26 protein-coding genes and 4 pseudogenes are annotated in these 26,145 nt (G+C 55.6%); 13 read left to right on the forward strand and 17 right to left on the reverse strand.

What is annotated here, in order from left to right; all coding sequences use genetic code 11:
• The first annotated feature begins 159 nt into the window (after window positions 1–159).
• From RBB80_RS04620 to RBB80_RS04630, 3 genes and pseudogenes are all read left to right on the forward strand, one after another.
• On the forward strand, window positions 160–453 hold the full coding sequence (locus RBB80_RS04620) for a tyrosine-type recombinase/integrase (protein WP_433967116.1): 294 nt from the start codon (window positions 160–162) through the stop codon (window positions 451–453).
• Between the two features lie 77 nt (window positions 454–530).
• Window positions 531–728 (forward strand): annotated as a pseudogene (locus RBB80_RS04625) (IS30 family transposase); the annotation flags it as partial.
• Window positions 729–943: 215 nt separating this feature from the next.
• Window positions 944–1,642: an IS30 family transposase gene (locus RBB80_RS04630; protein WP_433967117.1), complete on the forward strand. Its 699-nt coding sequence runs from the start codon at window positions 944–946 to the stop codon at window positions 1,640–1,642.
• 13 nt (window positions 1,643–1,655) lie between these two features.
• On the opposite strand, the gene RBB80_RS04635 is transcribed toward RBB80_RS04630, so the two are convergent.
• Window positions 1,656–2,024, reverse strand: a complete 369-nt coding sequence (locus RBB80_RS04635; protein ID WP_433967118.1) for a hypothetical protein — start codon at window positions 2,022–2,024, stop codon at window positions 1,656–1,658.
• 601 nt (window positions 2,025–2,625) lie between these two features.
• Here RBB80_RS04635 and RBB80_RS04640 point away from each other — a divergent pair.
• The 3 genes from RBB80_RS04640 (at window position 2,626) to RBB80_RS04650 (ending at window position 7,741) form a co-directional block, all read left to right on the forward strand.
• On the forward strand, window positions 2,626–3,750 hold the full coding sequence (locus tag RBB80_RS04640) for an IS110 family transposase (RefSeq protein ID WP_433969496.1): 1,125 nt from the start codon (window positions 2,626–2,628) through the stop codon (window positions 3,748–3,750).
• 872 nt (window positions 3,751–4,622) lie between these two features.
• Complete coding sequence (locus RBB80_RS04645; protein WP_433967119.1) at window positions 4,623–5,546, forward strand: two-component regulator propeller domain-containing protein; 924 nt, start codon at window positions 4,623–4,625, stop codon at window positions 5,544–5,546.
• Window positions 5,543–7,741 (forward strand): ATP-binding protein, encoded by a 2,199-nt coding sequence (locus tag RBB80_RS04650; RefSeq protein WP_433967120.1) that lies wholly within the window; start codon window positions 5,543–5,545, stop codon window positions 7,739–7,741. Before RBB80_RS04645 ends, RBB80_RS04650 begins: the two co-directional genes overlap by 4 nt.
• Window positions 7,742–7,923: 182 nt before the next feature.
• On the opposite strand, the gene RBB80_RS04655 is transcribed toward RBB80_RS04650, so the two are convergent.
• Window positions 7,924–9,123: a WD40/YVTN/BNR-like repeat-containing protein gene (locus RBB80_RS04655; RefSeq protein ID WP_433967121.1), complete on the reverse strand. Its 1,200-nt coding sequence runs from the start codon at window positions 9,121–9,123 to the stop codon at window positions 7,924–7,926.
• Between the two features lie 158 nt (window positions 9,124–9,281).
• On the opposite strand from RBB80_RS04655, the gene RBB80_RS04660 reads away from it, so the two are divergent.
• Both RBB80_RS04660 and RBB80_RS04665 read left to right on the forward strand, forming a co-directional pair.
• Window positions 9,282–10,667, forward strand: a complete 1,386-nt coding sequence (locus tag RBB80_RS04660) for an amidohydrolase family protein (protein WP_433967122.1) — start codon at window positions 9,282–9,284, stop codon at window positions 10,665–10,667.
• A gap of 473 nt (window positions 10,668–11,140) precedes the next feature.
• Window positions 11,141–11,428, forward strand: coding sequence for a hypothetical protein (locus tag RBB80_RS04665; protein ID WP_433967123.1), 288 nt, complete (start codon window positions 11,141–11,143; stop codon window positions 11,426–11,428).
• A 585-nt stretch (window positions 11,429–12,013) separates the two neighbouring features.
• On the opposite strand, the gene RBB80_RS04670 is transcribed toward RBB80_RS04665, so the two are convergent.
• On the reverse strand, window positions 12,014–12,652 hold the full coding sequence (locus tag RBB80_RS04670; protein WP_433967124.1) for an FMN-dependent NADH-azoreductase: 639 nt from the start codon (window positions 12,650–12,652) through the stop codon (window positions 12,014–12,016).
• Window positions 12,653–13,132: 480 nt separating this feature from the next.
• Here RBB80_RS04670 and RBB80_RS04675 point away from each other — a divergent pair, with 480 nt between their 5' ends.
• The gene (locus RBB80_RS04675) at window positions 13,133–14,596 is read left to right on the forward strand and encodes a Mu transposase C-terminal domain-containing protein (RefSeq protein ID WP_433967125.1); all 1,464 of its coding nucleotides are present in this window, start codon (window positions 13,133–13,135) and stop codon (window positions 14,594–14,596) included.
• A gap of 64 nt (window positions 14,597–14,660) precedes the next feature.
• Here the strand turns inward: RBB80_RS04675 and RBB80_RS04680 are convergent.
• A pseudogene (locus tag RBB80_RS04680) lies at window positions 14,661–15,494 on the reverse strand (IS3 family transposase); the annotation flags it as partial.
• A gap of 40 nt (window positions 15,495–15,534) precedes the next feature.
• Window positions 15,535–16,645 (reverse strand): IS3 family transposase gene (locus RBB80_RS04685; protein ID WP_433963841.1). Its coding sequence is split into 2 segments (ribosomal slippage): window positions 15,535–16,393 and window positions 16,392–16,645, totalling 1,113 coding nucleotides; the frame shifts between segments, so codons are not numbered across the junction.
• A 209-nt stretch (window positions 16,646–16,854) separates the two neighbouring features.
• Here RBB80_RS04685 and RBB80_RS04690 point away from each other — a divergent pair.
• The 3 genes and pseudogenes from RBB80_RS04690 to RBB80_RS04700 form a co-directional block, all read left to right on the forward strand.
• Window positions 16,855–17,112 (forward strand): annotated as a pseudogene (locus RBB80_RS04690) (TniQ family protein); the annotation flags it as partial.
• A gap of 56 nt (window positions 17,113–17,168) precedes the next feature.
• Window positions 17,169–17,243 (forward strand): annotated as a pseudogene (locus RBB80_RS04695) (hypothetical protein); the annotation flags it as partial.
• Between the two features lie 123 nt (window positions 17,244–17,366).
• Entirely contained in the window at window positions 17,367–17,858 is a 492-nt protein-coding gene (locus tag RBB80_RS04700) for a hypothetical protein (RefSeq protein ID WP_433970139.1), read from the forward strand.
• Between the two features lie 405 nt (window positions 17,859–18,263).
• Here the strand turns inward: RBB80_RS04700 and RBB80_RS04705 are convergent, their stop codons facing one another.
• The 7 genes from RBB80_RS04705 to RBB80_RS04735 all read right to left on the reverse strand — a co-directional run bounded on the left by RBB80_RS04705 (window position 18,264) and on the right by RBB80_RS04735 (window position 23,038).
• The gene (locus tag RBB80_RS04705) at window positions 18,264–19,409 is read right to left on the reverse strand and encodes a TniQ family protein (RefSeq protein WP_433967126.1); all 1,146 of its coding nucleotides are present in this window, start codon (window positions 19,407–19,409) and stop codon (window positions 18,264–18,266) included.
• A gap of 1 nt (window position 19,410) precedes the next feature.
• Window positions 19,411–20,394 carry a lipoyl synthase gene (gene lipA, locus RBB80_RS04710; RefSeq protein ID WP_433969498.1) on the reverse strand — a complete coding sequence of 328 codons (984 nt, stop codon included), beginning with the start codon at window positions 20,392–20,394 and terminating at the stop codon, window positions 19,411–19,413.
• A gap of 113 nt (window positions 20,395–20,507) precedes the next feature.
• Window positions 20,508–21,251 carry a DUF899 domain-containing protein gene (locus tag RBB80_RS04715; protein WP_433967127.1) on the reverse strand — a complete coding sequence of 248 codons (744 nt, stop codon included), beginning with the start codon at window positions 21,249–21,251 and terminating at the stop codon, window positions 20,508–20,510.
• Window positions 21,232–21,426 (reverse strand): hypothetical protein, encoded by a 195-nt coding sequence (locus RBB80_RS04720; protein WP_433967128.1) that lies wholly within the window; start codon window positions 21,424–21,426, stop codon window positions 21,232–21,234. The genes RBB80_RS04715 and RBB80_RS04720 overlap by 20 nt, the downstream gene beginning before the upstream one ends.
• Window positions 21,427–21,497: 71 nt before the next feature.
• Entirely contained in the window at window positions 21,498–21,950 is a 453-nt protein-coding gene (locus tag RBB80_RS04725; RefSeq protein ID WP_433967129.1) for an SRPBCC family protein, read from the reverse strand.
• Window positions 21,947–22,324 (reverse strand): ArsR/SmtB family transcription factor, encoded by a 378-nt coding sequence (locus RBB80_RS04730; protein WP_433967130.1) that lies wholly within the window; start codon window positions 22,322–22,324, stop codon window positions 21,947–21,949. The genes RBB80_RS04725 and RBB80_RS04730 overlap by 4 nt, the downstream gene beginning before the upstream one ends.
• 345 nt (window positions 22,325–22,669) lie before the next feature.
• Window positions 22,670–23,038 (reverse strand): hypothetical protein, encoded by a 369-nt coding sequence (locus RBB80_RS04735; RefSeq protein WP_433967131.1) that lies wholly within the window; start codon window positions 23,036–23,038, stop codon window positions 22,670–22,672.
• An 86-nt stretch (window positions 23,039–23,124) separates the two neighbouring features.
• Here RBB80_RS04735 and RBB80_RS04740 point away from each other — a divergent pair, with 86 nt between their 5' ends.
• Window positions 23,125–23,973, forward strand: a complete 849-nt coding sequence (locus RBB80_RS04740; protein WP_433967132.1) for a hypothetical protein — start codon at window positions 23,125–23,127, stop codon at window positions 23,971–23,973.
• A 217-nt stretch (window positions 23,974–24,190) separates the two neighbouring features.
• Here RBB80_RS04740 and RBB80_RS04745 read toward each other — a convergent pair whose 3' ends face one another.
• From RBB80_RS04745 to RBB80_RS04765, 5 genes are all read right to left on the reverse strand, one after another.
• Complete coding sequence (locus RBB80_RS04745; protein ID WP_433967133.1) at window positions 24,191–24,352, reverse strand: hypothetical protein; 162 nt, start codon at window positions 24,350–24,352, stop codon at window positions 24,191–24,193.
• Window positions 24,352–24,588 carry a DUF4442 domain-containing protein gene (locus RBB80_RS04750; protein WP_433967134.1) on the reverse strand — a complete coding sequence of 79 codons (237 nt, stop codon included), beginning with the start codon at window positions 24,586–24,588 and terminating at the stop codon, window positions 24,352–24,354. Before RBB80_RS04750 ends, RBB80_RS04745 begins: the two co-directional genes overlap by 1 nt.
• Window positions 24,589–24,700: 112 nt before the next feature.
• A complete protein-coding gene (locus RBB80_RS04755; RefSeq protein ID WP_433967135.1) occupies window positions 24,701–25,078 on the reverse strand; it encodes a hypothetical protein in 378 nt (125 codons plus the stop codon).
• Entirely contained in the window at window positions 25,075–25,428 is a 354-nt protein-coding gene (locus RBB80_RS04760) for a c-type cytochrome (protein WP_433967136.1), read from the reverse strand. Before RBB80_RS04760 ends, RBB80_RS04755 begins: the two co-directional genes overlap by 4 nt.
• Window positions 25,429–25,434: 6 nt before the next feature.
• On the reverse strand, window positions 25,435–26,076 hold the full coding sequence (locus RBB80_RS04765) for a sulfite exporter TauE/SafE family protein (protein ID WP_433967137.1): 642 nt from the start codon (window positions 26,074–26,076) through the stop codon (window positions 25,435–25,437).
• Window positions 26,077–26,145 lie beyond the last annotated feature (69 nt).

Raw genomic sequence — 26,145 nt, forward strand, 5'->3', positions numbered from 1 at the left:
ATCGGGTGATCTCGCTCAAATGTGCAACCTGTTCTCCTTCGAATTCGCGACAAATTTGCTGATTGCAGTTGGAACCGGTACGAGGCTCGGGGAGATCTTTCGTCTTAGGTGGAGAGACATTCTTGCTGAGGAGATGAAGAAGTATCCGGCTGGGCCGATTTGCCTCCGGAGCCGAGAGCAACAAGTGGGCGTCAGCGTACGGATAAAAGTTCCCATGATCTGCTCGAACGAGCGGAGATTCGAGATTTCCGTTTTCACGACCTGCGTCACACTTTCGCGTCCTGGTACATGATGTCCGGCGATGATCTCTGCGAGCTATCCAAGCTTCTCGGGCATTCCAACATCAAGATGACGGAACGGTATGCAGACCTAGCTTGGGCGCATATCGGCAACTTCGAAGCGAACTTGCCGATAACCTGGGCGGTCTCAACCGGTCGGTGCAACACCATTTGATATGAATTCATTTTCTAAAGGTGGTGTTTATGGCACAAGGAAAACGGAACAGGCTTTCCACTGAGCAGCGGATCGACATGTGGCGCCGTTGGAAGTCGGGCGAGTCATTGCATGACATTGGGCGCGCCTTCGGTAAGGGGCATGGTTCTATTCGGTTCCTGTTGACGCAGCGCGGAGGTATAGTTCCTGCTGCTCGTCGGCGTTCACCGCGAACGCTGACGCTGGCCGAGCGGGAAGACATCTCACGAGGGATTGCTTCCGGTTCGTCGATTCGGGAGATAGCCAACGGGTTGCAACGGGCTGTGTCGACAGTGAGCCGGGAGGTGTCGCGTCACGGTGGCCGGCCACTCTATCGAGCCAGCGAAGCCGACCGTCAGGCCTGGGAGTCGGCTCTGCGACCCAAGGTGTGCCTTCTTGCCATCGAAGAGACATTGCGGACGATCGTGGCCAGTAAACTGATCCTGGACTGGTCGCCGGAACAGATTTCGAAATGGCTGAAGGTCCACTATTCCAGCAACGAGAGCATGCGTGTGTCCCACGAAACCATCTACCGCAGCTTATTCATCCAGGCCCGCGGAGTGCTGAAAAAGAGCTGGTTGAGCACCTCAGGTCCAAGCGGCTTATACGTCGCTCACGGCACTCGCGGGCTGCGGGACAGTATCGAGGTCAGATCGTCGATGCCATCTCTATTAGCGAAAGACCTGCCGAGGTTGAAGACCGCGCTATTCCCGGTCATTGGGAGGGCGATCTGCTCGCAGGCAGCAAAAACAGTCATATCGCAACCCTGGTGGAACGGCATTCGCGTTTCACCATGCTGGTCAAAGTGCCCAGCAAAGACACCGCGACGGTCGTCGCCGCGCTGAGCAAGCACGTGCTCAAACTGCCCTCCACCCTGCGGCGCTCCTTGACCTGGGACCGGGGGCACGAGATGGCCAAACACAAGAGCTTCACGGTAGACACCAATGTAAAGGTCTACTTCTGTGATCCGCAGAGCCCTTGGCAGCGCGGCACCAATGAAAATACCAACGGCCTATTAAGACAGTACTTCCCCAAGAAGACCGACTTGTCCGTCCACTCTCAAGCCGATCTCAACAAGGTAGCTCTGCGCCTCAATCAACGCCCGCGACAAACTTTGGGCTTTGAAACTCCGGCGAGTAAACTGCAAGCCAGTGTTGCATCGACCGGTTGAGCCCGCCTGACTTTCAAGGAATCAGAGAAGCGGAACTGGGCTCTGGGTTGATGTGCCTAGCTGTTCGCCACGACCCGCGAATCCAGAAGCAGATTGCACCTTCGCCTCCCAAGATAAAAACCAGCAGGACGTAGTTCGGCCAGTGATGTCTGTATTGCGCATAGACCTTCCAGTACGAATCCTCGCCCAACTGGGCCTGATCGTTAGCGGCCTCCCATGAAGTCGGGCCGACCGGAGCCGCCTGAAACATCTGATTGTGGGTATCGAATGTGAAGCGGCGAACACTGGAAGTTTTGAAGTCGAACTGTGTACCGGAAAATACGTCATTGGCTAAATGGAGACTGATGATGGCACGCACATAACCCGGTCCCGCGACCGGCACGTCTGTGCGTGCCCCAGGGCCCTCACGTAGCCGTCGTATGTATTGTGGCTGCCTACCTCGTATCCGTTTGGAAGTGTCACGTAGGGGTCCCCGCTCAATCCGCAATCTTGATGAGCCAGCCCGTTTGAAATCTGGACGTGGATCAGAAGCGCGACCACAAGCCAAGCAAGACCTAAGAACGGTGCGACGGCATTCTTGACGACAAAACTACGGTCCGCTCGATCTTCTTCACGAAGCCTTCTTCGCGCCAAGGAGAAAAGGATCAGGGACAATACGCCAGCACCGACGATCCCGATCAATCCCCAACTGAGGATCGTCATTACAACGGCAAATCCAGCCATCTCAGAAGTCTAGAACAGGTTTTCACGTGAAACATGGTTATCGGTAACGACCCCCGACAACCGGAGTTGTCGTGGGCATCCAGTGATGGGGGACTAGGGACACCGGCCTGAAGTTATCCGAGGAGGATCAAGTCTATTGCCGCTTTCATCATCCCATTCGATCGTGGCGCACCCGGCTCGTTGATACCTTGCTCCGTCAAAACGGAGCCTTCGGATATAAGTTTCCATTGCCGAATCATGGCTGCCGAGGACCAGATTGAATCGACCTTGGGGATGTCTGGAGCCATTACTGCACGCTCAACGAAGATGGAGAAGTTGTGGGCCGGGGCCGATTTCGTACCAGCCCATCGGGAGTCGAGAAGTGGTTTACCGATCTGCCTCCGGTGCGGATCGCGATGGAAGCTGGTACGCATTCGATCTGGATCAGCGAACAGCTTCAGGAACTGGGTCACGAAGTGATCGTTGCGAACGTGCGCGAACTGCGTGCGATCTCGCACAGCGATCGGAAGAGCGATCAGGTGGATGCGGAGAAGCTGGCTCGATACGCGCGGCTCGATCCGAAGATCCTGCGTCCGATTGCGCATCGTACGGTCGCTCAGCAGGAAGCACTGACCTTGATCCGTGCCGGCAACCTGATCGTTCGGCTGCGGACGGCGGCGGTGAACTCGGTGCGCGGGTTGGCTAAGCCGTGCGGCTATCGCCTACCAGCCTCTTCCACCTTGTGCTTCGCCAAGCGGTGCATGGCCGTGCTGCCGCCAGGTCTGGCTCTGGCACTCGGCCCAGTGCTCGAACAGATCGCCACCATGACGGTAAAGATCAAGCACTATGACCGTCTGATCCAGCAGCTGACGGAGACGGAGTACCCGGAGACGCAGGCGCTGATCAAAGTCTATGGCGTCGGCCAGCTCACAGCACTGACGTACGTTCTGACGCTGGGCAGCAAGGAACGCTTCGAGCGAAGTCGCGATGTGGGCTGTTATCTCGGCCTGCGGCCGAGACGCCGGCAGTCCGGGGACCACGACCCGCAACTCGGCATCACCAAGGCTGGCAATATCTACCTCAGGTCTCTGCTAGTCGAGTGCGCCAACCATGTGCTCGGGCCGCATGGACGGGACTCAACCCTGCGGCAGTGGGGCCTGCATCTGGCATCGCGTGGAAGCAAGCAGTCTCGGAATCGAGCCATCGTCGCCGTCGCTCGCAAGCTCGCAGTACTGCTTCATCGCATCTGGGTCACGCAAGAGCCGTACATCCCGTTCTCATGCAGTAGCTGCCTGAGTATCCGAATTATGTGCCCTGTTGCTAAACCCCGCGTCCCGATGACTGCGTGTCGGGTTGGGCCTTCACAAGGCCGGCCGAAAACTGGCAGCATCGACTTCTCCTTCTGACCCCAACCCGACACAGAGCCACGAACGGCTCACTCAAAGTGCGAATAGAAACACGGCGGAGAATAACAACGCGGAACAACCACAACAAACATCAACAAAGGCAAAGACGCTATGAAGGGAAAAACAAAAAACACTTGACGCCAGTGACCTGCTCATAGAAACCCGACTTCACAGGCACAACGGGGTAGTTTCCGGTTTGCCCGTCACTCGCCCAGAACTAGGATTATGCGTGAATCCACCAGCATTCCCGGCGACATCGGCGTTTTTCGGTACTAACCCTGATCTGACCAAGTAGACAAACTCAATCAGTGCTAAGCCCTGTTCTCGCTAACCCAAAGTCGGCGTGAAGATACATCGGTAAAGACTGGACGTCCCCTCAGGGCTAATTCGTCAAGGTATTTGCTCCCGAAGGCTCGTGTTCCCTGTAGTGGGTTACGACTAAAATGTGGGTTACTGTGAGGAAAACACACCAACCAGCGCGGTCCTTTGTTCCCGTCGGAGGTTGCGACAGCTCAGCACACTCAATCCGTGTCACAGCCTCGCAGTTATGCTGGCTTGTTGTCTTAATGATCGTTACCTGTTTTCGGTGTCCGTCGTCGTTCGGGCAAACGCCGGCATCGGGGAAAGTGCAGGTGGGTCACGACTTCTGGACCTTCAAAGAGGGAGCGCCCGCAGACGTCGCGTGTTTAGCCCAGACCAATGATGGTTTCCTATGGCTGGGCGGCCAAAATGGATTATTTCGCTTTGATGGAACGCGATTCGAACCATTCAGCTCGCCGTTTGGCGATCAGCTCCTCTCAACCAACCTGTACTCCTTGTTCGCGCCCCCGTCTGGTGGCCTCTGGATCGGCTACACGTCGGGAGGCTACAGTTTGCTGGACAAGGGGCGAGTGACCAATTATGCGAGCGAGACAGGAAGTGTGTACGGTTTTGCCCAGGATCGGGATGGAATTGTATGGGCAGGCACATCCAGTGGTCTATGGAGATTCGATCATTCGGGGTGGCAGCATATCGGGGTTGAGTGGAACGCTCCGGCTGGCCGCGTTACGCAGGTTGGATTTGATTCAGAGGGGATACTTTGGGCTTTAGTGGGCGGTCTTGACACCACGAAAGACCTCATCTATCTGAGGTCGGGGACCAGACACTTCAAAACAGCTGGCAGCAATTTATCAGTCGACGGGTTCACCTGGGAGCCGGATCGAACAGTCCTGACCTCGCCTGTAGCCCCACATGTGTCCGACTCCGGCAAAGGTGCTGATGAGAGGCTACCTGCTTACCCGGTCACCACCCGAAGCATGCAAATGGTTGATCGAAACGACGGGGTGTGGATCTCACCCGCGGATAAGCCCGGCTTGATGCGCCTTCCAAAAGACAGTCTACGTGATGTCGAGAACAAAGCGTCCCCAGCTATTTCTGAAACCTACAACATAAACCCTTTTCAGATGGCACAGTTGGTGGATCGTGAAGGAAATATCTGGTTTGGAGACACCAGGGGTATTCATCGATTCTTCTACACCCCGTTGATCAGACAGGAATTCCCGAAAGAAACGTCGGAGAGTGCGGATTTCGCCGTGGTTGCTGATGACAATGGGGCGGTATGGATCAGTTTCGGCAGCGATTATCTTAAAGCGAACCTTTATCATGTCCTGGGCGGCAAAGCCGAGCGTCGTCTTCCGCAGGTGACATCGTTCTTCGCCTACCGCGCACCTGACAAGACGTTCTGGTTCTCTGGGGAACATTGTCTTTGGCATCTTGTCGGAGACGATTTCGTTCGCGTAGACCTTCCCCGGAAATGATGAGCCAATTTGGATTCCTGCAGACTATTACTGAGGATCAACAAGGAGGAGTATGGGTCTCCTTCGGCCGCCACGGTTTATACCGGTTTGCCAATGGCAGTTGGACACCTTACGGCGGCCGCGACGACCTCCCAAAGACAGGGACCTACCTGATGACTGCGTTCACCGATAGCCTTGGTCGGGTGTGGTTCGGTTATGCGAAGAGCCAGCTGGCGGTCTTGGATGGCGACCGGGTCCGTCGATTCGGTCCGAGCGATGATCTTCAGGTGGGCAATATTACGGCGATCTATGGAGGGGGATCGGAGATTTGGATCGGGGGTGAATTTGGGCTGGAGCAGTTTGACCAGGGACGCTTCCACAAGATCGCCGCTGTGGATGACAAATGGCTGCGCGGAATCTCTGGAATCGTGGAAACATCCGGGGGAGATTTATGGCTCAACGCGGTTTCAGGGATCTTCCATATCCGTAAGGCGGAGATCTCCGAAGCTTTGAAAGACTCTGCGTATCGGGTCAAGGGCGAGCACTTCGGCATACGCGAGGGACTTTCAGGTGTTGCCAACCAGACGCGTCCGTTTCCGACCGCCATCGAGGGCACCGATGGGCGACTGTGGTTCACATTGCGCAACGGAGTGGTGTGGCTTGATCCAGCAGGTCGCTCTGAAAGACGGACAATGCCGCCTCCGATCACCATCCAGTCGGTCTCTGCCGACGACAAAGGCTACGCGACCGACTCTCGTCTCTCTTTACCAGCCCACACGTCGAGCGTGCAGATCAGTTACACCGCAGTGAGCCTCTCCGATCCCGAGGCCGTTCGGTTCCGCTACAAGCTGCAGGAAACAGACAAGGACTGGCACGAAGCGGCGGCTGCCACTCCCGTTACCTATCGCAACCTACCTCCCGGTTCCTATCACTTCAGCGTTGAGGCGTCCGATACGAACGGCGCCTGGTCGGGTGCACCCGCAAACATGGCTTTCACAATACTGCCGGCTTTCTACCAGACTACTTGGTGCCACTTGTTGTACGTGGCTGCGGTTCTGGCATTCCTTTGGGGGCTGCATCAACTCCGAGTGCGACAATTGCGGCGGGAGGAAAGAAAACTTCGCGAAGCCGTTGAGACCATTCCGGCGATGTCGTGGATCGCTGGACCCCGCGGGGCCCTTCAATTTTTGAATCGACGCTGGGTTGAGTATACCGGCCTGTCGCAGTTGGAAGCGGAGGAAGTCAGGAAAGTTGCTATTCATCCCGACGATCTGGATCGAATTCATCGACGAATGGAAGCGAGCTTTGCCAGTGGTGAGCCGTTCGAGGAGGAGATGCGCATCCGCCGCACCGACGGGGAGTATCGGTGGTTTTTGAGTCGCGCCGTGCCGCTGCGGGACAAGCGAGGAAAGGTCGTGAAATGGTACGGTGCGGCGACAGATCGCAAGCGTGCGGAAGAGCTACAGGCAGAACTTGCACACACCAATCGGGTCAGCACGATGGGAGAACTGGTCGCCTCCATCTCTCATGAACTCGCACAGCCATTACAGATCACAACCGCTCATGCCAAGGCATCTCTGCGATGGCTTCAGCGCGACCCGCCCGAAGTGACTGAAGCTCGCAAAGGAACGGAAAGAATCATCGAAGCCGGAGCCCTTGCGTCGGAAATCATCAACCGCCTGCGATCGTTGTACAAGAAGGCCCCTCCCAAACGGGAGTTGATCGCGATTAATGAAGTCATCGGCGAAATGGTCCTGCTGCTGCGGGGCGAAGCCAACGAGTATGCCGTTTCGATTCGTACGGACCTGGCCGCCGATCTTCCCAAAATCACGGCGGACCGGGTGCAACTGCAGCAGGTACTGATGAACCTCATGCTCAATGGTATCGAGGCGATGAAGGAGACGGGCGGAGCGCTCACGGTCAAGACGGGACGAGGCAAGGGCGGCCACGTGCTGATCTCAGTCAGCGACACCGGAGTAGGATTGCCGGCCGGAGGTGCGGACGAGATCTTCAATGCCTTCTTCACCACTAAACCTCAAGGCAGCGGCATGGGGCTGGCGATCAGTCGTTCAATCGTGGAATCGCAAGGCGGCCGTTTGTGGGCCACATCCAACGACGGACGAGGCGCAACGTTTCATTTCACTCTGCCAACCGCAGTCGTGGAAGTATCTGCGGCGAATGAAGCCGCAAATTTATCCCGATCACAAAACAGATAGATATTACGGCCTAATTTCCGCCATCAGTCCTCACGAGTCGGCTTCCTTGCCCATGATCCTCGGCTGACGCTATCAGGCCAATGCGCTTATTGACAGGGTTCTGGGTGGTTGGTCGGCAAACCGCACCTTACTCTCCAGCGTCTGACTCCCACCGCCGGATTTTACAGGCAGTTCGATCAAAGTTATGGAGCTAGTGTCTTGGCATTGAGTCTGCCGATACGACCGTGGGGTCCGACGACCAAGGGGAGGGAGAGGGCGTTCCAGTTCTTGTCGGCGTCGGGTTGGTCTTTAGCAGTGGGTTTGAGGGCTGTCCAGTTCTTGCCGTCGTCGCGGGAGATGTCGGTGCCGTTGGGGCCTACGGTGATCCAGAGTTTTTGGGTGGGGTCGTAGGCTACGGAGGAGCGGTAGCCGTGGGGTGGGGTTTGGGCGGGTTGCCAATTTATTGCGCCAGTGCGGGTTTGGGCAGCCGTATTCGTAGAATCATCAGGTTTTGTATAGTCGCCGCCTACTGCAACTCCCGTGGGAAATGACCCAGCGTCATAACGAAAATAAATTGAAAAAATTCCGGAACTTTGAGTCTTATCGCCCATGGAGGTTTCCCACCGCGATCCTCCTCCGGCACCGCCTGTAGCGAGAGCAAATCTGGCTATCGAATAAACCATCGCACCGGCCGTGCCGCCGGTTCCGAAAGCAAGGTAAGTTTGATCAAGATTTGTGACCCATAGAGCCGAGTTGCTGGCGGCAAATGCACCTTGCGTGAGCGGATTAGCTCGAAATGTTGTGAGGAGCGAATCTTGTTGGTCTTGCCATGTTTCACCGCTGTCCATTGTTCGCCATACGCGAAACCTATCTTTAACGGGATCGCCCAACAGATAACCTCGCGTGCGGTCTACGAATTTGATGGCGTCCCAGAAGCCTTCTTTGTCGGGGTTGGTGAAGAGGAGCTTCCAGGTCTGGCAGCCGTCGATGGTTTTGTAGAGGCGGGATAGGTCGCCTTTGCCGGAGGACATGACGATGGCGGTGTTTTCGTCGAAGGCCTGGATGCCGCGGAAGTCTAGTTTTTCGGCGTCGGGTGATGTCGCACAGAGCTGCCAGTGGGCACCGTCGTCAGTGGTGCGGAGGACGGTGCCGGAAGAGCCTGAGGACCACGCGATTCCGTTGCCGAGGGCATGAATGCCGCGCAGACTGGCGGTGGTGGGGGCCGACTGGATTTCCCATTGGGCGTTGGCAAGGGATGTGGTCGCTAGAACGAACGCAGAGAGGAGGATCGGGCGGGGCATAAAGAGCAGTGTAACGAAGAGCTGAGTAGAACATCCCGCAAAACGGGGTGTAGGCAACAACGGATTGAGCTTGCGAGATGGTGACTTTGACTTTATGGGCATGACGCGATTACTTCCGTTTGCCCGTCATCGGGGAGCAAGCTCTTAACCGTACCTAGCGAGAAATCATTGCAACCACGCGCCCGAGGCATGCGAAGAGTGCTAGAAGGCAACGCACGTTTCAACGCGGCGAAATATCGTCCGAGCATTACCATAACTCTGTGTCGATCCTCCAAAAGTTCCTTCTCTTCTTGCCGCTTCTGGTGCCCTGCGCAAAGGCGCAAACCCTCACCATCACCCACGCAACGCTCATCGATGTCACCAACGGCAAAAGTCAGCCCGACACCACCGTGGTCATCAACCGCAATCGCATCTCCAGCATCGCTCATTCCACCAAAGCCAATCCCAAAGCAGGCCAGATCGTCGATGCCAAGGGCCAGTACCTCATTCCTGGCCTCTGGGATATGCACACCCACGTCTACTTCGATGGCACTGCCGCTGACGGCACGGACCTCATCCTTCCGCTTTTCCTCGCCAACGGTGTCACCGGCATCCGCGATATGGGCAGCGCCCTTGACTCCGTCCTCCAGGCCCGCGATGACGTAGCCGCGCACCGCGTCTTCGGACCGCGCATGGTTGTCTCGGGTCCCATGCTCGACGGTCCCAAGTCCCACTACAAAGCCGCCGTTCCCATTGCCACACCTGAGGACGGACGCAACGCTGTGGACATGCTCAAGAGCCGAGGGGTCGACTTCATCAAGGTCCAGTCCGGTGTCCCTCGTGAAGCCTACTTCGCCATCGCCGAAGAGTCGAAAAAGCTAGGTATCGAATTCGAGGGTCACGTCCCTGACTCGATTCGCGCCTCCGAGGCCGTATCCGTCGGCCAGCGAACGTTCGAGCATCTCATCGGTATCTTCGAGGCCAGTTCCCTCGATGAGGACAAATACCTCACCGGCACGAAGACCCCCGGAATGTTCCTCCAGAGCTACGATCCAGCCCGCGAGGCCGGCATCATTCAGCTTCTAGCGAAGAACCATGTCTGGCAGTGCCCCACCCTTTTCTGGGAGCGTGGCCAGTGGCTCGTCGACGCCATCGACTACACCAGGGACCCGGACCTCGCATACGCTGGTCACATCTGGGTGACCAAGCAGTGGCCCGCAGCTCAGAAGGGCATCCTCAAATCCCTCGACACCGACCCTCTTGCTGTTCGTGAGAAGTTCGTCGATCACGAACTCGACATCGTTAGAAAGTTGCACGCTGCGAATGTGCCATTTCTAGCCGGCACCGATACACCTGCGGGAGTCGATGTCATTCCGGGCATCAGTCTCCATCTTGAACTGCAGCGCTTTGTAGCGGCAGGCTTCACCCCACTTGAAGCCCTCCAGACCGCCACCCTCAATCCGGCAAGGTTCTACAACAGGCTCAACGACTTCGGCACTATCCAGAGAGGCAGGATTGCCGATCTCGTTCTTCTCAGAGCCAACCCGCTGGACAACATCGGCAACACCCGCAAGATCGCAGGAGTCATAGCCGATGGACACTACTTCTCACCACAGGACCTAGACCAACTCCGCGCCCGAATCAAACAGATTGCCGCCGCGAAATAGTTCTTCGATCTGCCGTTTTGAAAGAATCCCTGAACCTTGGTGCGGGACTTCGTAAACTGCAGCGTGCCTCGCTCGCCATAGTTACTCGACGAGCAGATTGACTAGTCCGCGGCTGTGCTCCCCTGCGCACGCCTGCTCGGATGCGATAACGCTGCAACCGCGATCGACTGGACGCAGGCTGGTTCGAAGGGACCGCCACGCGCAACAACTGCGAACCAACCGAAAAATTGATCGCTGACGAACCTTTGATGGTCGCTTCGCCAGCATGCAAGCTTCATGGCCGTTAGCGCATTTCCCACCAGAAAGAGGTAGTATTCGTTCGGGAAGAGTCAGGATTAGGTTCATTCAAGTCATCAGCGATGCGAGCAAAAGCACTGTTGATGGTATCCGTCGTATTTGTCGAGGAGATGTGAAGCCGCCGGGTCGCCTTCGAGGCAGTCTGACAAAGTTTGTATTTATTAGTAACGGTTTCCTTGGCACGAAAGATCAGTTCTGAGCGCATGGTAATTCTCCGATTCTTTAACGGCGTCTCAGGCTTCTCTTCTGCTGAATTCGCGGGTGAACTGCAGGTGCTGTTCCTTTTGAGGCCATCCGACCCAAGACGACAGTTCGAACTACCGAGCCAAATCTTCGTCGCCCTCGCCAGAAAACCATTCGAGCGATGTTTGGCCAGGATTTTCGATATTGAAAGCGACATCACCAGTCTACGCCCTGAGCGGTTTTCGATGAAATTCGGTTTAGCTTTAAGTCATTTCGCCTGATTGTTCTACGTGGCGGGCGTTATCAGGGGGTAAGGAGGTCGGTATGTCAAGGTCGACCCATGTTCAATTTGTCACTGAGTCAGTGAGAAACGACTAGGAGAGAGGATGTCAAAGCTCGTACCGAAAGGTCCGAAAATCGAACTTCCCGAAACAGCGTTAGCGACAACCTCCGCCGTCAGCGAATCGAACTTGCCGCAAACCCGACTTTGCGGGCGCTACGGGATCACTTCCGGTTTGTTTGAATGTAAGTCAGTGTCAAGAGCACGAGTGTTGCAAATGCCGGACTCAGCGATGAGGCTGATTGAGAGAAGGACCTCGGAGGCTCCTATCTATTACATCGGACTGGACATTCACAAGAAGACGATCAGCTATTGCGTGAAGGATGCGAGCGGTCAGATCCATCGGGAAAGCAAGATCGGATCGACACGCTGGGAACTGGACAGCTATCTATGCGCTCCCCTTGACACTGACTTACATAGATGCCCGTCATCCTCCCGCAAGTGCATGAGACGATCTTTACGGATCTGCAGCAAACGCTCCTCCGATCCTCAAACTCAGGGTCAACGCACGTTGCTGCCTGTTCTGTTAATTAAGAAACCACTCAACCAGTTGTTCCAGAGTCGCTTTCCCCTTCGCCAAGCTCACTTCTGATTCCTGACGATCTCGATTCCACGCGTTGTCAACAATCACACTCCGAAGATCTCGAACACCGACAAGCTGCAACCAAAAGTCCAAATAGGTTGCTTGGTGATCGAATCGCGAGGGCGGTATAGGAGTACCCTCGAGGAAACGCGAGCCGCGTGTATAGACAACGATTGCCTTTTCCACGTTCAAGAGAGGGCTGTACTGTTTACCGTCGTAGGCAAACAGATAGTTTCGCTGCGCTACGAGATCAATCAAGTGTTTGAGCTTGTAAGGCAGTCCAAAGTTCCACATTGGAGTTCCTAAAACGATTCGATCGGCGTTCTGAAAGCGGTGGATCAACGATTGAATACGGTCCCATATGTTGGACTCCGCTTCAGTCATCGTTTCGTGCTTTACTGCTTTGTACTTCGCTCCAATTGCCTCGTAGTCGAACTCCGGTAGCGATTCATGCCAGACGTTCAACGTATCCACAACGATTGAGTTGTTGTAGGACTTGCACGCCTCGATGAACGATTTGATGAGCGTGCTCGAGTCGGAAGATTCGCCTCTTGGTGACGATTGAATTTCGAGAATTTTCACTTGGTTCTCCGGGTGTGGCGACTCCTTACGGAGTCCGAGCTACTTCGAGACCGCACGTGCTGCACTCTCAATTAGCTCTGCAACTTCCTTTGGATGCGAGACGTAAACTGAGTGGCTGGCGCCTGCGACTTCGACCGCGTGGCTCTTGGCCCGCTTGGCATACTGATGGGCCCCGGTAATTTTGAGCCAGAGAAATGTTAGTCTTCGACCAAATCTAACCCTATGGCTGAGGAGGATTTGGATGAGGAAGAGACGGTTCACGGTAGAGCAGATGATTGGTGTGCTGAAGCAGGCGCAAGTAGGCGTTCCTGTCGCGGAGGTGATTTGACCTTACTAGCAGATGGCGAGAGAGTGCTGAATTTAAATTAGAAGTAATCCGACCACTACTCCATATGCGGGACCGGAAGCGAGCCGACGTGGAGGCGAGAGCGGCCGAATTCAATTATTCGCCCGGCGCTCTTTACGATTGGATCGCCGCCTATGAGAGGGAGGAGAGCCTTTCTTCACTTTGGTCGAAAGCAAAGATCAGATACAGGACAGAAGGCCATTGACGAGCGTGTCGAAAGTATTATTTCCACCACACTTAAACAGCTCAAATCAGAAGATAAGCGGCTTTGTCGTATTTACGAAAAAATAAAAGACAAGATAGACGCCGCGAATGCGCAGGAAGCCATAACTACTGATCAGGCGTGCTGCGATGTTGGCATTTCAGCGAACGCGAATTTGAAGCTTATGAAAATTCCGAGTTTAAACACGGTCAGAGATCGCCTTCAGGCGATTCCGAGGAGGCAAACATACTCACGCTTGCATGGTGCTCGCGCAGCGGAGCACTTCCTCGATCCAATACTCGGCAGCTTTCCTGGCGCCGATTGCCCATTAGATGTGGTCCAAATCGATCATATGTTGCTCGATATTATGTTGGTGGATGAGAAATACCGGAAACCAACTAAGAAGTCGTGGCTCTCTCTGGCCTTCGATGTTTGTAGCCGAATGGTAACGGGTTTCTATAGTTCCCCTGATCCTCCGGGTGCGATGTCAACCGGGCTATGCATTGCTCACTCGATTCTTCCAAAAGAAGATTGGCTTTCCAAGCTTGGCTCTCACGCTGAGTGGCCTGTCTGGGGGAAGATGACCACTCTGCACGGCGACAATGCATTTCGTATGAATATGTTGAAGGTTGCATGCGACGATCACGGCATACACCTGATCTGGCGTCCAGTTAAGAATCCTAGATTCGGAGGCCACATCGAACGCTGGTGTGGCACGCTTGCCCAGGCTATCCACTCTCTTCCCGGCACCACGTTTTCAAACCCGAAAGAGCGCGGCTCATATGCTTCTGAAGCCAAAGCAATCTTTACGCAAACTGAATTTAATCAGTGGCTCGTAGAGCGGATCGCCGCGTATCACGCTGAAGAACACTCTCAACTTGGAATGTCGCCTCTTCAACGTTACAAGATTGGGGTCTTTGAGGGTACAGATAAGCACGCTCCTGTAGGCCTACAGCCTCGGATCGTAGACCTAAAAGATTGCACCCGTTTGCAGTTGGACTTCATGCCATTAGAGGAACGTACGGTACAACGCTATGGCGTCGAGATCGACAAAATCTTTTATTACCACGATGTACTACGGCGTTGGATCAATGCTCCCGACCCTGACAAGCCCAAACTGAAACGGCTCTTCAGGTTCAAAAGGTTCTATCACCACCTCAGCTCAATATATTTTTATGACCCTGACTTGAAAGAATATTTTGAGATTCCTACGCGAGACTCAACATTCCCAGACATGAGCATCTGGGATCTCAAAGAAATTCGAAACGCAGCGAGAGCAGAAGGTAAACCAGATTCGCAGGTCGATGAGGATTACGTCAAACAGCGTTATTTTCGGATGCGTGAAATCGAGGAGCAGGCTTGGTTTGCCCGATCTTTTGTGCCAGTGAGGAGTTAGTGTAGCGCGTTCATTGAAGGGCCTAATTTTCCTGTACCAAGGTCAGAGTTAGTCTTCGACCTGTTTAGGTTCCAGCCAGATCGCGGCTAGCCGCGATCTGGCTGGCGAACTCGCTCGGCGTCCTGTCATCGAGAGCTGCGTGAGGACGACTCTCATTATATTCCTGCCGCCATGCTTCGATCAGGTGTCTTGCCTCCTTCAAATCGAGGAACCAGTGGATATTCAGACATTCACTTCGCAGGGTTCCGTTGAAGCTTTCAACGAAGGCGTTGTCTGTTGGCTTGCCTGGTCTGGAGAAGTCGATCTTAGCGCTGTTGCGATAAGCCCATAGATCCATCGCCTGACTGGTGAACTCGCTGCCGTTGTCACAGAACAGCACCTTCGGCACGCCACGGTCTAGCTTCAACTGGTTCAGTGTCCGCACAACATCGTCTCCTTTCAGGCTCTGTCCTACTTGAATCGCTACAGCTTCTCTCGTATGCACATCCACGATCGTCAAGGCGCGGAACCGCGTTCCATCCTGCAGCTGATCCATCACGAAGTCCATACTCCAGGCTTCGTTCGGAGCCGTAGGCTTGATCCGATCCTCACGAGTTCGAGATGCCTTCCGCTTCCCGGCAGGCTTCATCCTCTTCAGCGTCAGTCCTTCTTCCTTGTACAGCCGGTACACCAAGTACTTGCCCACATCCCAGCCTTCGCGGTTCAACAGCACGCGGATCTTGCGGTATCCATAACGCACTCTTGCCTGAGCGATCTCGCGGATCCTCATCCGCAGTTCAGTCCGTGGATCGAGACAGCTTCGGTAGCGGTAGGTCGCTCGAGGGACGCGTAGAACACGACAGGCATGCCGTTCGCTTACCAGGTAGCTTCCAACCAGCCGCTCCACCATGAAGGGCCTAATTTTCCTGTACCAAGGTCAGAGTTAGTCTTCGACCTGTTTAGGTTCCAGCCAGATCGCGGCTAGCCGCGATCTGGCTGGCGAACTCGCTCGGCGTCCTGTCATCGAGAGCTGCGTGAGGACGACTCTCATTATATTCCTGCCGCCATGCTTCGATCAGGTGTCTTGCCTCCTTCAAATCGAGGAACCAGTGGATATTCAGACATTCACTTCGCAGGGTTCCGTTGAAGCTTTCAACGAAGGCGTTGTCTGTTGGCTTGCCTGGTCTGGAGAAGTCGATCTTAGCGCTGTTGCGATAAGCCCATAGATCCATCGCCTGACTGGTGAACTCGCTGCCGTTGTCACAGAACAGCACCTTCGGCACGCCACGGTCTAGCTTCAACTGGTTCAGTGTCCGCACAACATCGTCTCCTTTCAGGCTCTGTCCTACTTGAATCGCTACAGCTTCTCTCGTATGCACATCCACGATCGTCAAGGCGCGGAACCGCGTTCCATCCTGCAGCTGATCCATCACGAAGTCCATACTCCAGGCTTCGTTCGGAGCCGTAGGCTTGATCCGATCCTCACGAGTTCGAGATGCCTTCCGCTTCCCGGCAGGCTTCATCCTCTTCAGCGTCAGTCCTTCTTCCTTGTACAGCCGGTACACCAAGTACTTGCCCACATCCCAGCCTTCGCGGTTCAACAGCACGCGGATCTTGCGGTATCCATAACGCACTCTTGCCTGAGCGATCTCGCGGATCCTCATCCGCAGTTCAGTCCGTGGATCGAGACAGCTTCGGTAGCGGTAGGTCGCTCGAGGGACGCGTAGAACACGACAGGCATGCCGTTCGCTTACCAGGTAGCTTCCAACCAGCCGCTCCACCATCGGCCCACGCCGCGAAGGCTTCACCATTTTTTGAGAGCACATCCTGCAGCATCGTCTTGTCCAGCGTTAGCTCTGCAACAAGCTGCTTCAAACGCAGGTTCTCTTCTTGTAACTGAGCCATCTTGCGAACTTCGTCCACCTCTAGGCCAGCGTACTTCGCCTTCCACCGGTAGTACGTCTGCTCGCTAATCCCCGCCTTGCGGATCACCTCCGCGACAGGAACGCCTACTTGCGCCTGCTTCAGCACACCAATCATCTGCTCTACCGTGAACCGTCTCTTCCTCATCCAAATCCTCCTCAGCCATAGGGTTAGATTTGGTCGAAGACTAACATTTCTCCTGGCTCAAAATTACCGGGGCCCATCAATAGGAGAGATCGCTGAGCTTCTTATGCACGCTGCTATCAAGGCAATCGAGACGAAAAGGGAGCGGATTGATCGCAAGCTTCTAGAAGAGCTCAACTAGAAGCCTCCTTCTCAGAGAAGAGGAGAGGCACGTGGCTTGCGTTAGACGCTGGCCGGTTCATCCTCAACCACGTAAGGATGAGTTGTTGTCATCCTGGTTGCAAGATCTGGCTCGCGGCAACGGCCAGAAGCTCCAAGCCTTCTCTGATTGCGTGTTTGGAACCGACCACCAAATCTGGAATCGCGATGTCGATAGGCTGGCGCCACGATGGTTACGCGCCAATCTCGTTCGTCATACCGGCCTGCCGAGGCTGAGTGTTGCAGCTACAACGTTGGACGGCTATAGGGGAAACTTTATCGAACGAGAAATATCTCTGGTCAACTTCGCTGGATATTGCCGCTACAGATGTTCCATCGTAAATACCTCGGATTTGGTCTGCAGTACTGTTCGCAATGTCTGCTCGAAGATGATGAGCCATATTTTCGCCGGCGATGGAGAGTGGCTTACTGCACATTTTGTCCCAAACACAGTATTCTCCTCCGAGATCGGTGCTGGCGGTGCGGGGTCCCAGTAGCATTCCACCGCCGAGACCTGGGGAGGCCAATGCTGCTGTTAGCCGGGCCAATGAGCATCTGCCACTCATGCGGCGATGATCTTCGTGCGGCATTGCCTCTCGCCATTCCAATCTACGACCAGAAATCATTCCAGGAAACAGTTAAGTTCCTGAAAAGCCTCGAATCCAATCACCGTGAAAGGCCACAATTTGGCTTCTCTTTCCACGCAATACTTCATCAGCAATGCAAGTTGATCCTGTCCGAGCGAACGGCGCCGCGGTTTAAGGAGTTCATTCGCGAACGACTCAATTGTCCCGACATGCATCTCGCTAATGGGCGGTCACCATTTGAAACCCGCACTATCGTCGAACGTCATCACGTTGTCGCAATGGCGATGTGGATTATGTCGGACTTGCGGAAGCGGTTGACGTTGGCTTGGGAGTCCCAAGCTGTAAGATATAGCGCTTTGCTCAAGGATTTGGATAACCCGCCTCAACGATTTGTTTCCTTCGCCCGGCAGTTCAATCGAAACCGAACCTAAAGTCTGAGGAGGCCCGGTATCTCGTGGTGGAGGTCTTCTTGGTAGAGAAGCCTGTGGCCCATGGTCCGGTCAGGACCGTCCGCCATTTTGATTGCAGGTATGCCCAATCTTGGGACGCCAGTGCTCAGTAGCTCGGGCTGGATGGAGAGCTTTTAGCAGTACTGCGTTTCCAGCAGGAATTCTAGCGTTTCGATAGCGGCTCGCCCATCCGCTTCTTCGGGGCACAAGAAGCCGATTGTATCGTCGTGACCGAGGATGCGTTAGGGTCCGAAGATGTTCTCGGGCCAGGTGACTTCTCGGCCTCGGGCTTCGCTAGCTACAGAAGACTCTAGCTGATTAAGGACATCCTGATCGCGAGTTCAACTGCCAGAGTTGTGATTCCCGGACATAGACGTTACGCAGACTCTAAATGAAGAAAACGCCCAGAATCACGAGTTTTTTCGCGAACTGAACAGCTGTCACCCAACCCTGCTGTATCGCGGCATGGAGAAACTGCTCCCTGTCGGAAGGCTTAGGACAACGGTTCCTTGTTGCTGCGATTCTCACCGCACTCTCGTACCAGTTTGGTAGGGATTTGTTCTTAAACAAGTGGTGTAAATGATGGAGGTCATTCGTCGATCTCAGGACATCGACTAAATAATCTGGCCAGTCAGCGAAGAGACTCACTACCGCCTGGAGCATAAAAGCTCTAGATTTCACGTCGAGATATTCGAATTCAGGCGGTGTGCCACTCCAATATCTAGATGTGATCTGATGTGAACTAGGCAGCATTTGTGATCTCATGTGCTTCGCTAAGGCGGAAGGACGGCACATAACATGGAGAAGTCTGGCCAATACTTTAAAGTAGTCAACACAGGCTGGTTTCCTTACCAACGAGTCCAGCATGTAGGTGAGTTTCAAAGTTTTCTCATCTGCTAACTCGTATCGCTCATGATTCACGACTGATCTGCCGCAATATGCGCAGAGTTGAAGATCTCTCTTTGGCTTAGCAATGCACGAGTCGAAAAACCGGGCTGCACCTAGAAATCTCTTTCCACAATGAGGACAGTGATCTCGAAGGAAGCACTTGTGCTGCAGACAACAACTATAGACGGCGATAGTCCATGAAAGCTGATAGTGCCCGAACTTCCGAAGACAGATGGGACAATACTGGTTGCCCAAATTGTTTGGTGGCGTACCTCCTAGTAGGCGCCATTGCGTATTTGATGTCCAGGACCAGTCTGTGGAGGAAATGGATTTCCCAAACAGTCCGTAAAGGCCGGTAGGAAGGCTTTTAATAACAATATCCTTCTCTACTCCAGCCGCCTCTGCAATATGGTTTACGAGCGGATTATAGGGCTTCATCGAATCTATTTCCCGAACCCGATCGTCGCTTCCAAGCCACGCGCAAAGACGTCTGACAGAAATCCCGTTACCGGAGGCAATACTAAGCATCCAGGACGACAGAATCTCATCGTCAAGACGTCGCGGATGCCATGGCAAGAGATTGACGCGTTCGTCATAACCCTCAATCTGGCTGGCCGCGTGCAACGCTATTTTGTACTGGTACAAATTATCGTTGATCAGTACAGATTAGCGTTGATTTTGACACCAGCCCCGTAGACTCCGCCTGCTCCTGCGCGTGATAGCTACTTCGCACCAGCGGCCCGCTCTCCACATGCTTGAAGCCCATCCCTACAGCTTCATGCTTCAGAAATGCAAACTCCTCTGGCGTATAGTATCGAGCCATCGGCAGATGATCCCGGCTCGGCCGCAGATACTGCCCGATCGTCAGAATATCCACCTTCCGATCCGCCAGATCGCGAAACACTGCCAGCAGCTCGTGCATCTCCTCGCCCATCCCAACAATAATGCCTGTTTTGGTTACAATCTGGTCGCCATCCCGATCAGAAAACATCTCCGCAGCAAGCTCCTTCGCATGCTGCAGGAACCGCAGCGACTTCTCATACCGCCCACCCGACTTCGCCACCCGATAGAGCCGCGGCACCGTCTCAATGTTGTGATTCAGAATCTCCGGCCGCGCCGCCACCACCAGCCGCAGCGCCTCTTCATTGCCCTGAAAGTCCGGAGTCAGCACTTCAACCCTGCACGCCGGAGCCTGCATCCGAATCTCTTCGATCACACTCACAAACGCCCGCGCCGCGCCCACATTATCGTCATCGCGATTCACGCTCGTAATCACCGCATGCGCCAACCCAAGCTGCGCTACCGCATAGGCCACACGCCGCGGCTCATCGAAGTCAATCGGCTCCGGCTTCCCCTTCGGCACCGCGCAAAACCCGCAACGCCGCGTACAAAGATTCCCCAGCATCATGAACGTCGCCGACTTCTGATTCCAGCACTCTCCAATATTCGGGCACTGTGCGCTCTCGCACACCGTATGCAGGTTCAACTCGCGCGCCATCTTCTTCAGACTATGAAAGGTCTCCCCCATCGGAGCCTTCGCCTTCAACCACGCCGGCTTCGGCGCAGGTTTGCGCGGCGTCAGATCAATCTGTACCAGCTCTGCATTCAATTGGGCCACGGGCGGAGTCATCCGTCCATTGTATCCAACCCGCCCAAACAGTAGGAGCCAGCGAAACTCTGCGGCCGCTGGCTCTGGCCGGATCGACGAAGTGGCCATCGTCAAAGGCGATCACACACCTGGCCCTACAGGTTCAGCGTCACCTTAGCATCAGCGACTACCTTCGCCCATCTAGGATCGGTCGAGCCGCTGGAGGCGTACTCATCGTGCCAGTTCCACCACTTGTACGGCGCACTCTGCGGATACCCCTCAGGCGAGTCTTCCCACTCCTCCTGCCGTCCAAGCGCAGTCATATCGAGGTAATTCCAGACGCTGCCCATCGCCTCGTCCCCGCGGCTGTTGATGAAGTAGGTGCGGAAGATCTTGTCGCCGTCGCGGATGAACGCGTTATGGCCGTGCCACTGGTCCACACCAAAGTCAACGTCGAAGCTATCCGTAATGGTGTACCACGGCATCGTCCAACCCATCCGCTTCTTCAGGCGCTCAATATCCGGCTGCGGCGCGCGCGAAGCGTACGCCAGAGTCGTGTCGCGCGCATTCAGATGCGAAAGATGCGACACCTGATCGGCACCCAGCGAGCAGCCACGGCACGCATGGTCCGGCCAGCCAAACACACCCGGCTCGAAGAAGGCGCGATAGACGATCAGCTGACGACGCCCCTCAAACAAATCAAGCAGGCTCGCCTTCCCATTAGGTCCGTCGAACTCGTACTTCTTCTCCGCCGCCAGCCACGGTATCCTCCGACGTTTGGCGGCTAACGCGTCGCGCTCGTGTGTGACCCGCTTCTCTTCGGCGACAAGTCTCTCGCAAGCCGCAAGCCACTCCTCTTGCGACACTACTTTCGGATTCTCAGTCATGCTCGTTGCCATCTTGATCTCTCCTTTGATTTGTGTTCGCGACGATATCTCCCGCTCCGTTCTCTCTTTCAGACAGCTTGGATGGGGTCGGAGCAGGATGGTTATCCACGGCGTTCTTCACGCCGAACTTCTTGATTGCGATTGCCGAGAGTCCGCCCGTAGAGGTGACACTGCCGGCGATCAGCATTGCGGTTGCTACGCACACTGGACACATAGGCTGGAGCCTCCCCTGCGACCGATCGGTCGCGATATGAGCCGTTATCTACCGGCCTCGGCGTGCCTGCGAACGCGGTCGTTCATCGACGCCCAGCCCTTCGGCATCCCTGCCTTGTGATCCTCAGTCAGCAGACCGAGCGCCGTGTGTCGGAAGACGATCAAAGTTCCCCCATCGACCTCCTTCAGCCGGTACTGCACATTGTTGACCATCGGGAAAGAGGCGAACAACGGACCAGCGAACTCCAGCAGCGTCGGCCGCTTGATCGCCTGCACATTGGCCCAGAAGTGCCCATTGCCGTCCCCCAGGTCGCGATACCATCGTCCACCCGGCCACGGTTCGATCTTCATGGCGAGAGATTTGCCATCGTCGGTCTCGTTGCCGGGCCCCAGTTGCTCCAGCAGCGCGGCAAAGGTTACATCCAACGGCGCCTTTACGTGAATCTCTTGATTAAGCGTAAAGGTCAGGTTTTCGAGAGTCTGTTCGGTGGCGATCATCGTTTCTCCTTAAGGTTCGGGGTTGGGGAATTTGAATCTGTTAAGCCCTGGCGGACCGTCGCCTCCGCGAGCTCTTTCACTCGATGCAACTGGTGCTGCCAGTAACGCTCGAAGGTTCCTGCCCACGTGTGGAGTGGGCGTATCGCCTCCGCGTTGGTCTGGTATAGCTTCTGTCGACCCCGGCAGCGCATCCGAACCAGCCCCACGTCGTGCAGCACACGCAGGTGCTTGGAGATGGAAGGCTGCGGAAGGCCAAGCGCGGCCACAATCTCGCCGACCGGCCGCTCGGCTCCGGCAAGATAGCTCAAAATCTCCCGCCGGCGGGGCTCTGCAACCGCGTTGAACGTATCCGAAGTGGTGGTTGCTCGTGCCATGCCGAAACATTACATGCCTATATGGGAATATGTCAAATGATTTTTGCCCCACCACACAGCTTCAGACCTGCCCAGAAACTTTATAGATCGTCATCTCGACCGAAGCCGTGCGGTCTTATCGCACGGCGCAGTGGAGAGACCCCCGCGTCTCGCCTTTGCAGTTGCTTGTTCCCTGAAATCAGTTCACAAGCCGGAGAGCTTTTACAAGATCACTTGAATGTCTGGAAAGGTTCTAAGAGAAACGGATCGACGGAGAAACAGCTCGGACAACTCCGCTCTTCATGAAGACGACGGTTTCCTTACCCCGGTACACACAAAGTAATGGCCCGGAAGTCGTAGACGTAACTAGAGAAAGAGCATGAACAGATTACGAACAGGGGATATGCTCGCCACAAGGACTATCAGGACCACATGCGCCGTCTCCGACCGGCCGCGCAAAGCCGAGAAACACGGAGGATCAACCTCGATGACGCGAACCTCAATCATGCGGACCATACCGCGAACAAACACCAGCTCTCTCTCTGGATTGCTTGGCCTGGCGTTGGCCTTTACCTGCGTCGGCCGCGTCGCTGCGCAGATACAAACCGCGCAGCAGACAGCCCCGCAGCAGACAGCCCCGCAGCAGACAGACCGATCCCAGCCCACGCCCGGGCCAGGGCAGACCAATCCCCCATCGAAGACGCCAAAGGTGCATCGTCCCCAGCAATCTTGCAACCCGCCCCACCCGTCGTTGCGAAGGACAAAAAGAAAAGCAGGAGTACACCGGACCAACAACCCTCGTAGAACTGCCGCCCACGCCCATGCTCGACGCAGAGGGCAAGCAGCAGCAGGACCCCGAAGGCAAGCTGATGTTCAATCCGCCGGTCAGGCAGCAGCGCGACAAGAAGGGACACCCGCTCTTCGACGCAGAGGGCAAGCCCGTGATGCAGACCAGGAGCGAACTCGGATACGACGAGAACGGGAAGAAGCTGCATGCCCCGAAAGAGAAGCCGCCAAAGACAGTCTCCGTCTCCATCAGCCGCGGCACTCTCACGGTCGACGGAATGACCGGCAAGGCCGCACTGAACTACGAGATCAAGGACCTCAAATATGTTTACATCTACGTGCCCGGTGTCGGCACGACGATCATCTCGAACGATCCCTTCCCCGGCGCGGTCGAGCAGAAGAATGCCTTCGACGACAAGACGCTCACTGTGACCGTCGGCGATCACGTCCTGCAGTTGGCCTCCGACAATCGCCTCTTAGGCAAGACACAGCAGTCGGCCTTCGTACTGGTCGACAGGAGTTTTTCCGTGCCAACCAAATTCCCGGTAGTTGGTTACGGACCCATCCGTGTGGCTCCCTACGCATGGCCCGGCTCAAAGGAGAACGAGGTCCTGACCGGCGCCATCGAGGCCCCTCCGCTGCCTGCCGATCTACGCCCGACTCCGCTTTTGCAGCCATGCCCCGCAGGCCAGATGCGAACGGCCGGCCCCCGGTGCTCCCTGGACAGACCGCCACGCCGCGTCCCTGCGTACCCATCGGCTCGGTCCAAACGTCTGCGACCTACGCCAATCCGGCAGCCCTTCCCCCAGCAAACACCCAGGCAAGCAAATAAGCAAATCGAAAGCGAGCCCGATCCCGACCAGCGGGAGGACCGGCGCAGCTAACCCACCAGGACCGGTACAAAAGTCACGAAGTGACCGCCCCACGCGCAGTGGGCCCGTCCGGCAGGACGATCTTCTGAAAAATCTCTTGCAGAAAAATAAATCCGAAAATTTTGGCGTATCTTTCAGCGCTGAAAAACACGCGACGAACCACCAGGTCCCCACCAGCAATCCACCACAAACTCACCACCAAAACACCACACCCAAAACCCGCTTTTACTCAAAACCCACCCAAAAACACCAGCAAAACAACAAACCCCTCACCCGCCGCCGCTCCGCAATTTTTTCTCTCCTCATGCGCGTTTTTCGTCGCGCAATAGATCACCCGCTCCACCTCCGCAACCACCCCACCCGCGTCGTCCTTCACCTCAACGACAAACATCACATCCGTCCGCCCCGCACCCCCAGCTGCATTCGAACCTCCGCCAATCGTTCCGCCGTCAACCGAAACTCCGCGCGAACCCGCCCCAATCCAGGCTTTTTGTAACGTATCGAAGCAGCCTTATCCCAAACCACAAACTCCGGCCCAAGATTGGTAGCCAGCATAATCATGTAAAACGGATCGGTCAGCGCGAACAGCGACCCGCCAAATTGCACCCCACATAGTTGCGATTCCACGGCCGCAGCGGCATCTCCACATCAACCGCGCGCAGATCCTTATCCAGCCGCGTCACCTTGATCCCCGTCCCAAACAGCGGCGGCCACCATCCGATATGACGCAACCACCAGCTCATCGCAGCCGATCCCGCACTTCCGTCCTCACCAGATAAAGAAAGAACACCAGCGCAAACAATCCCTGCACCAGAAACGGCCCCGCGTGCGTCTTCTCAAACACAAACAGGTTCCCAAGGCAAAGCGTCAGACATCCACCCAACACCAGCGCCCATCCCCATCGCCGCAGCCGCAGCAGCCCAAACACTCCCGCCGCCAGCAACGTGCACAACGTCAGCACGCCGTACTTTCCCGGGCCTGCACCAAACTTCCCGTTCAACGCAGCGAACGCGTTTACCATCGTCAACACCAGCATGAACAGGGCTATCCCCGCCACGCCTGGCAACATCCCATGAGCCCGCGCTTCGAGCTTCTTTACTTCATCGGTATCGCTCATAAAGTATGCAGATACGCCAGCAGGTCATCTACATCCCGCTGATCAAGCGTATTCCCCAGAGCCGGCATCAGGTTGCGCCCATGCACAATCGTCGCCGTGACGCGGTCATCGTTCGCAGGAGCGCCGCTCGACAGATACGGCTTCTTGAACATCCCAATCAGCGCCGGCCCATGCAACGGCGCATCCTTGCGGTCGTAGTGGCACTGGGCGCAATGCGCCTGATACACCGCGTGCCCATGCATCTGCTGCGCATTCAAATCTGCCAGCGGCACAGGCGGCGCAATCGACTTGCATCCCGCCAACGCACACACAAGCAGCAAAAGAAAATGTCCTCTCATCATCCCCTTCATCGCACCTTATCCACGCAAGGACTCCGCCAGCAAAATAACTCCAATACCCGTCAGCCCCACGTAAACGTACCTCAAAAAAGCATCTCCCTGCAGGCGATGGTTCACCACTCTGCCCAGCCAGACCCCCGGCAGCAGCACAGGCAAACATAGCAAGTAATAGTGTGTCACAGCAGGAACCCAAAGCCCCGCCATCCAGTACCCCACCATGCCGATCAAACTCGCCGGTAGAAAATATGCCTGCAAGGTCGCGCGAAAATGCTGCGCCGACCAGCGCCGCATCGCCCCATAGATCACCAGCGGAGGTCCATTCATCCCAAAGGCGCCGCCAATAACTCCCGCAGCAAACCCACACCCAAAAAGCCACGCCACACTATCGTTCTTCAACTCAGGCGGCTTTCGGCCGAGTAGGGAATACATCGAAAAAGCAATAATAAAAATCGCAAGCACGATCTTAACGGCTTGCTGATGAATGCTCGTCAACAACAACAGGCCCACAGGTATCCCAAAGAGCGAACAGATCACCAGCCATCCCGCGCTGCGCACATGAATCTTCCGCCAGTCCTGCGCCACCACAACCGCGGCGATCGTGATCGACACCAGCACGGCAAGCGGCGTTGCCACCTTCAGCGGAATGAAAAGGGCCAGCAATGGAACCGCAATCAGCGACTCGCCAAATCCAAACGCCGACCGGAACAGCGTCGCAAAAAAATTACGATC

Origin of the sequence: Tunturiibacter gelidiferens, assembly GCF_051013345.1 — a bacterium.
In the GTDB taxonomy this organism is placed as follows: Bacteria; Acidobacteriota; Terriglobia; order Terriglobales; family Acidobacteriaceae; genus Edaphobacter; species Edaphobacter gelidiferens_A.

What these genes read in the sequence shown, in the direction of transcription:
- RBB80_RS04630 (WP_433967117.1), top strand. Translation starts at nt 944, where the DNA reads ATGGCTGAAGGTCCACTATTCCAGCAACGAGAGCATGCGTGTGTCCCA.
- RBB80_RS04650 (WP_433967120.1), top strand. Translation starts at nt 5,543, where the DNA reads ATGATGAGCCAATTTGGATTCCTGCAGACTATTACTGAGGATCAACAA.
- RBB80_RS04655 (WP_433967121.1), bottom strand. Translation starts at nt 9,123, where the DNA reads ATGCCCATAAAGTCAAAGTCACCATCTCGCAAGCTCAATCCGTTGTTG.
- RBB80_RS04675 (WP_433967125.1), top strand. Translation starts at nt 13,133, where the DNA reads ATGAGAGGGAGGAGAGCCTTTCTTCACTTTGGTCGAAAGCAAAGATCA.
- RBB80_RS04700 (WP_433970139.1), top strand. Translation starts at nt 17,367, where the DNA reads ATGCTGCTGTTAGCCGGGCCAATGAGCATCTGCCACTCATGCGGCGAT.
- lipA (WP_433969498.1), bottom strand. Translation starts at nt 20,394, where the DNA reads ATGACTCCGCCCGTGGCCCAATTGAATGCAGAGCTGGTACAGATTGAT.
- RBB80_RS04715 (WP_433967127.1), bottom strand. Translation starts at nt 21,251, where the DNA reads ATGGCAACGAGCATGACTGAGAATCCGAAAGTAGTGTCGCAAGAGGAG.
- RBB80_RS04720 (WP_433967128.1), bottom strand. Translation starts at nt 21,426, where the DNA reads ATGCTGATCGCCGGCAGTGTCACCTCTACGGGCGGACTCTCGGCAATC.
- RBB80_RS04725 (WP_433967129.1), bottom strand. Translation starts at nt 21,950, where the DNA reads ATGATCGCCACCGAACAGACTCTCGAAAACCTGACCTTTACGCTTAAT.
- RBB80_RS04730 (WP_433967130.1), bottom strand. Translation starts at nt 22,324, where the DNA reads ATGGCACGAGCAACCACCACTTCGGATACGTTCAACGCGGTTGCAGAG.
- RBB80_RS04740 (WP_433967132.1), top strand. Translation starts at nt 23,125, where the DNA reads ATGCTCGACGCAGAGGGCAAGCAGCAGCAGGACCCCGAAGGCAAGCTG.
- RBB80_RS04745 (WP_433967133.1), bottom strand. Translation starts at nt 24,352, where the DNA reads ATGTTTGTCGTTGAGGTGAAGGACGACGCGGGTGGGGTGGTTGCGGAG.
- RBB80_RS04755 (WP_433967135.1), bottom strand. Translation starts at nt 25,078, where the DNA reads ATGAGCGATACCGATGAAGTAAAGAAGCTCGAAGCGCGGGCTCATGGG.
- RBB80_RS04760 (WP_433967136.1), bottom strand. Translation starts at nt 25,428, where the DNA reads ATGAAGGGGATGATGAGAGGACATTTTCTTTTGCTGCTTGTGTGTGCG.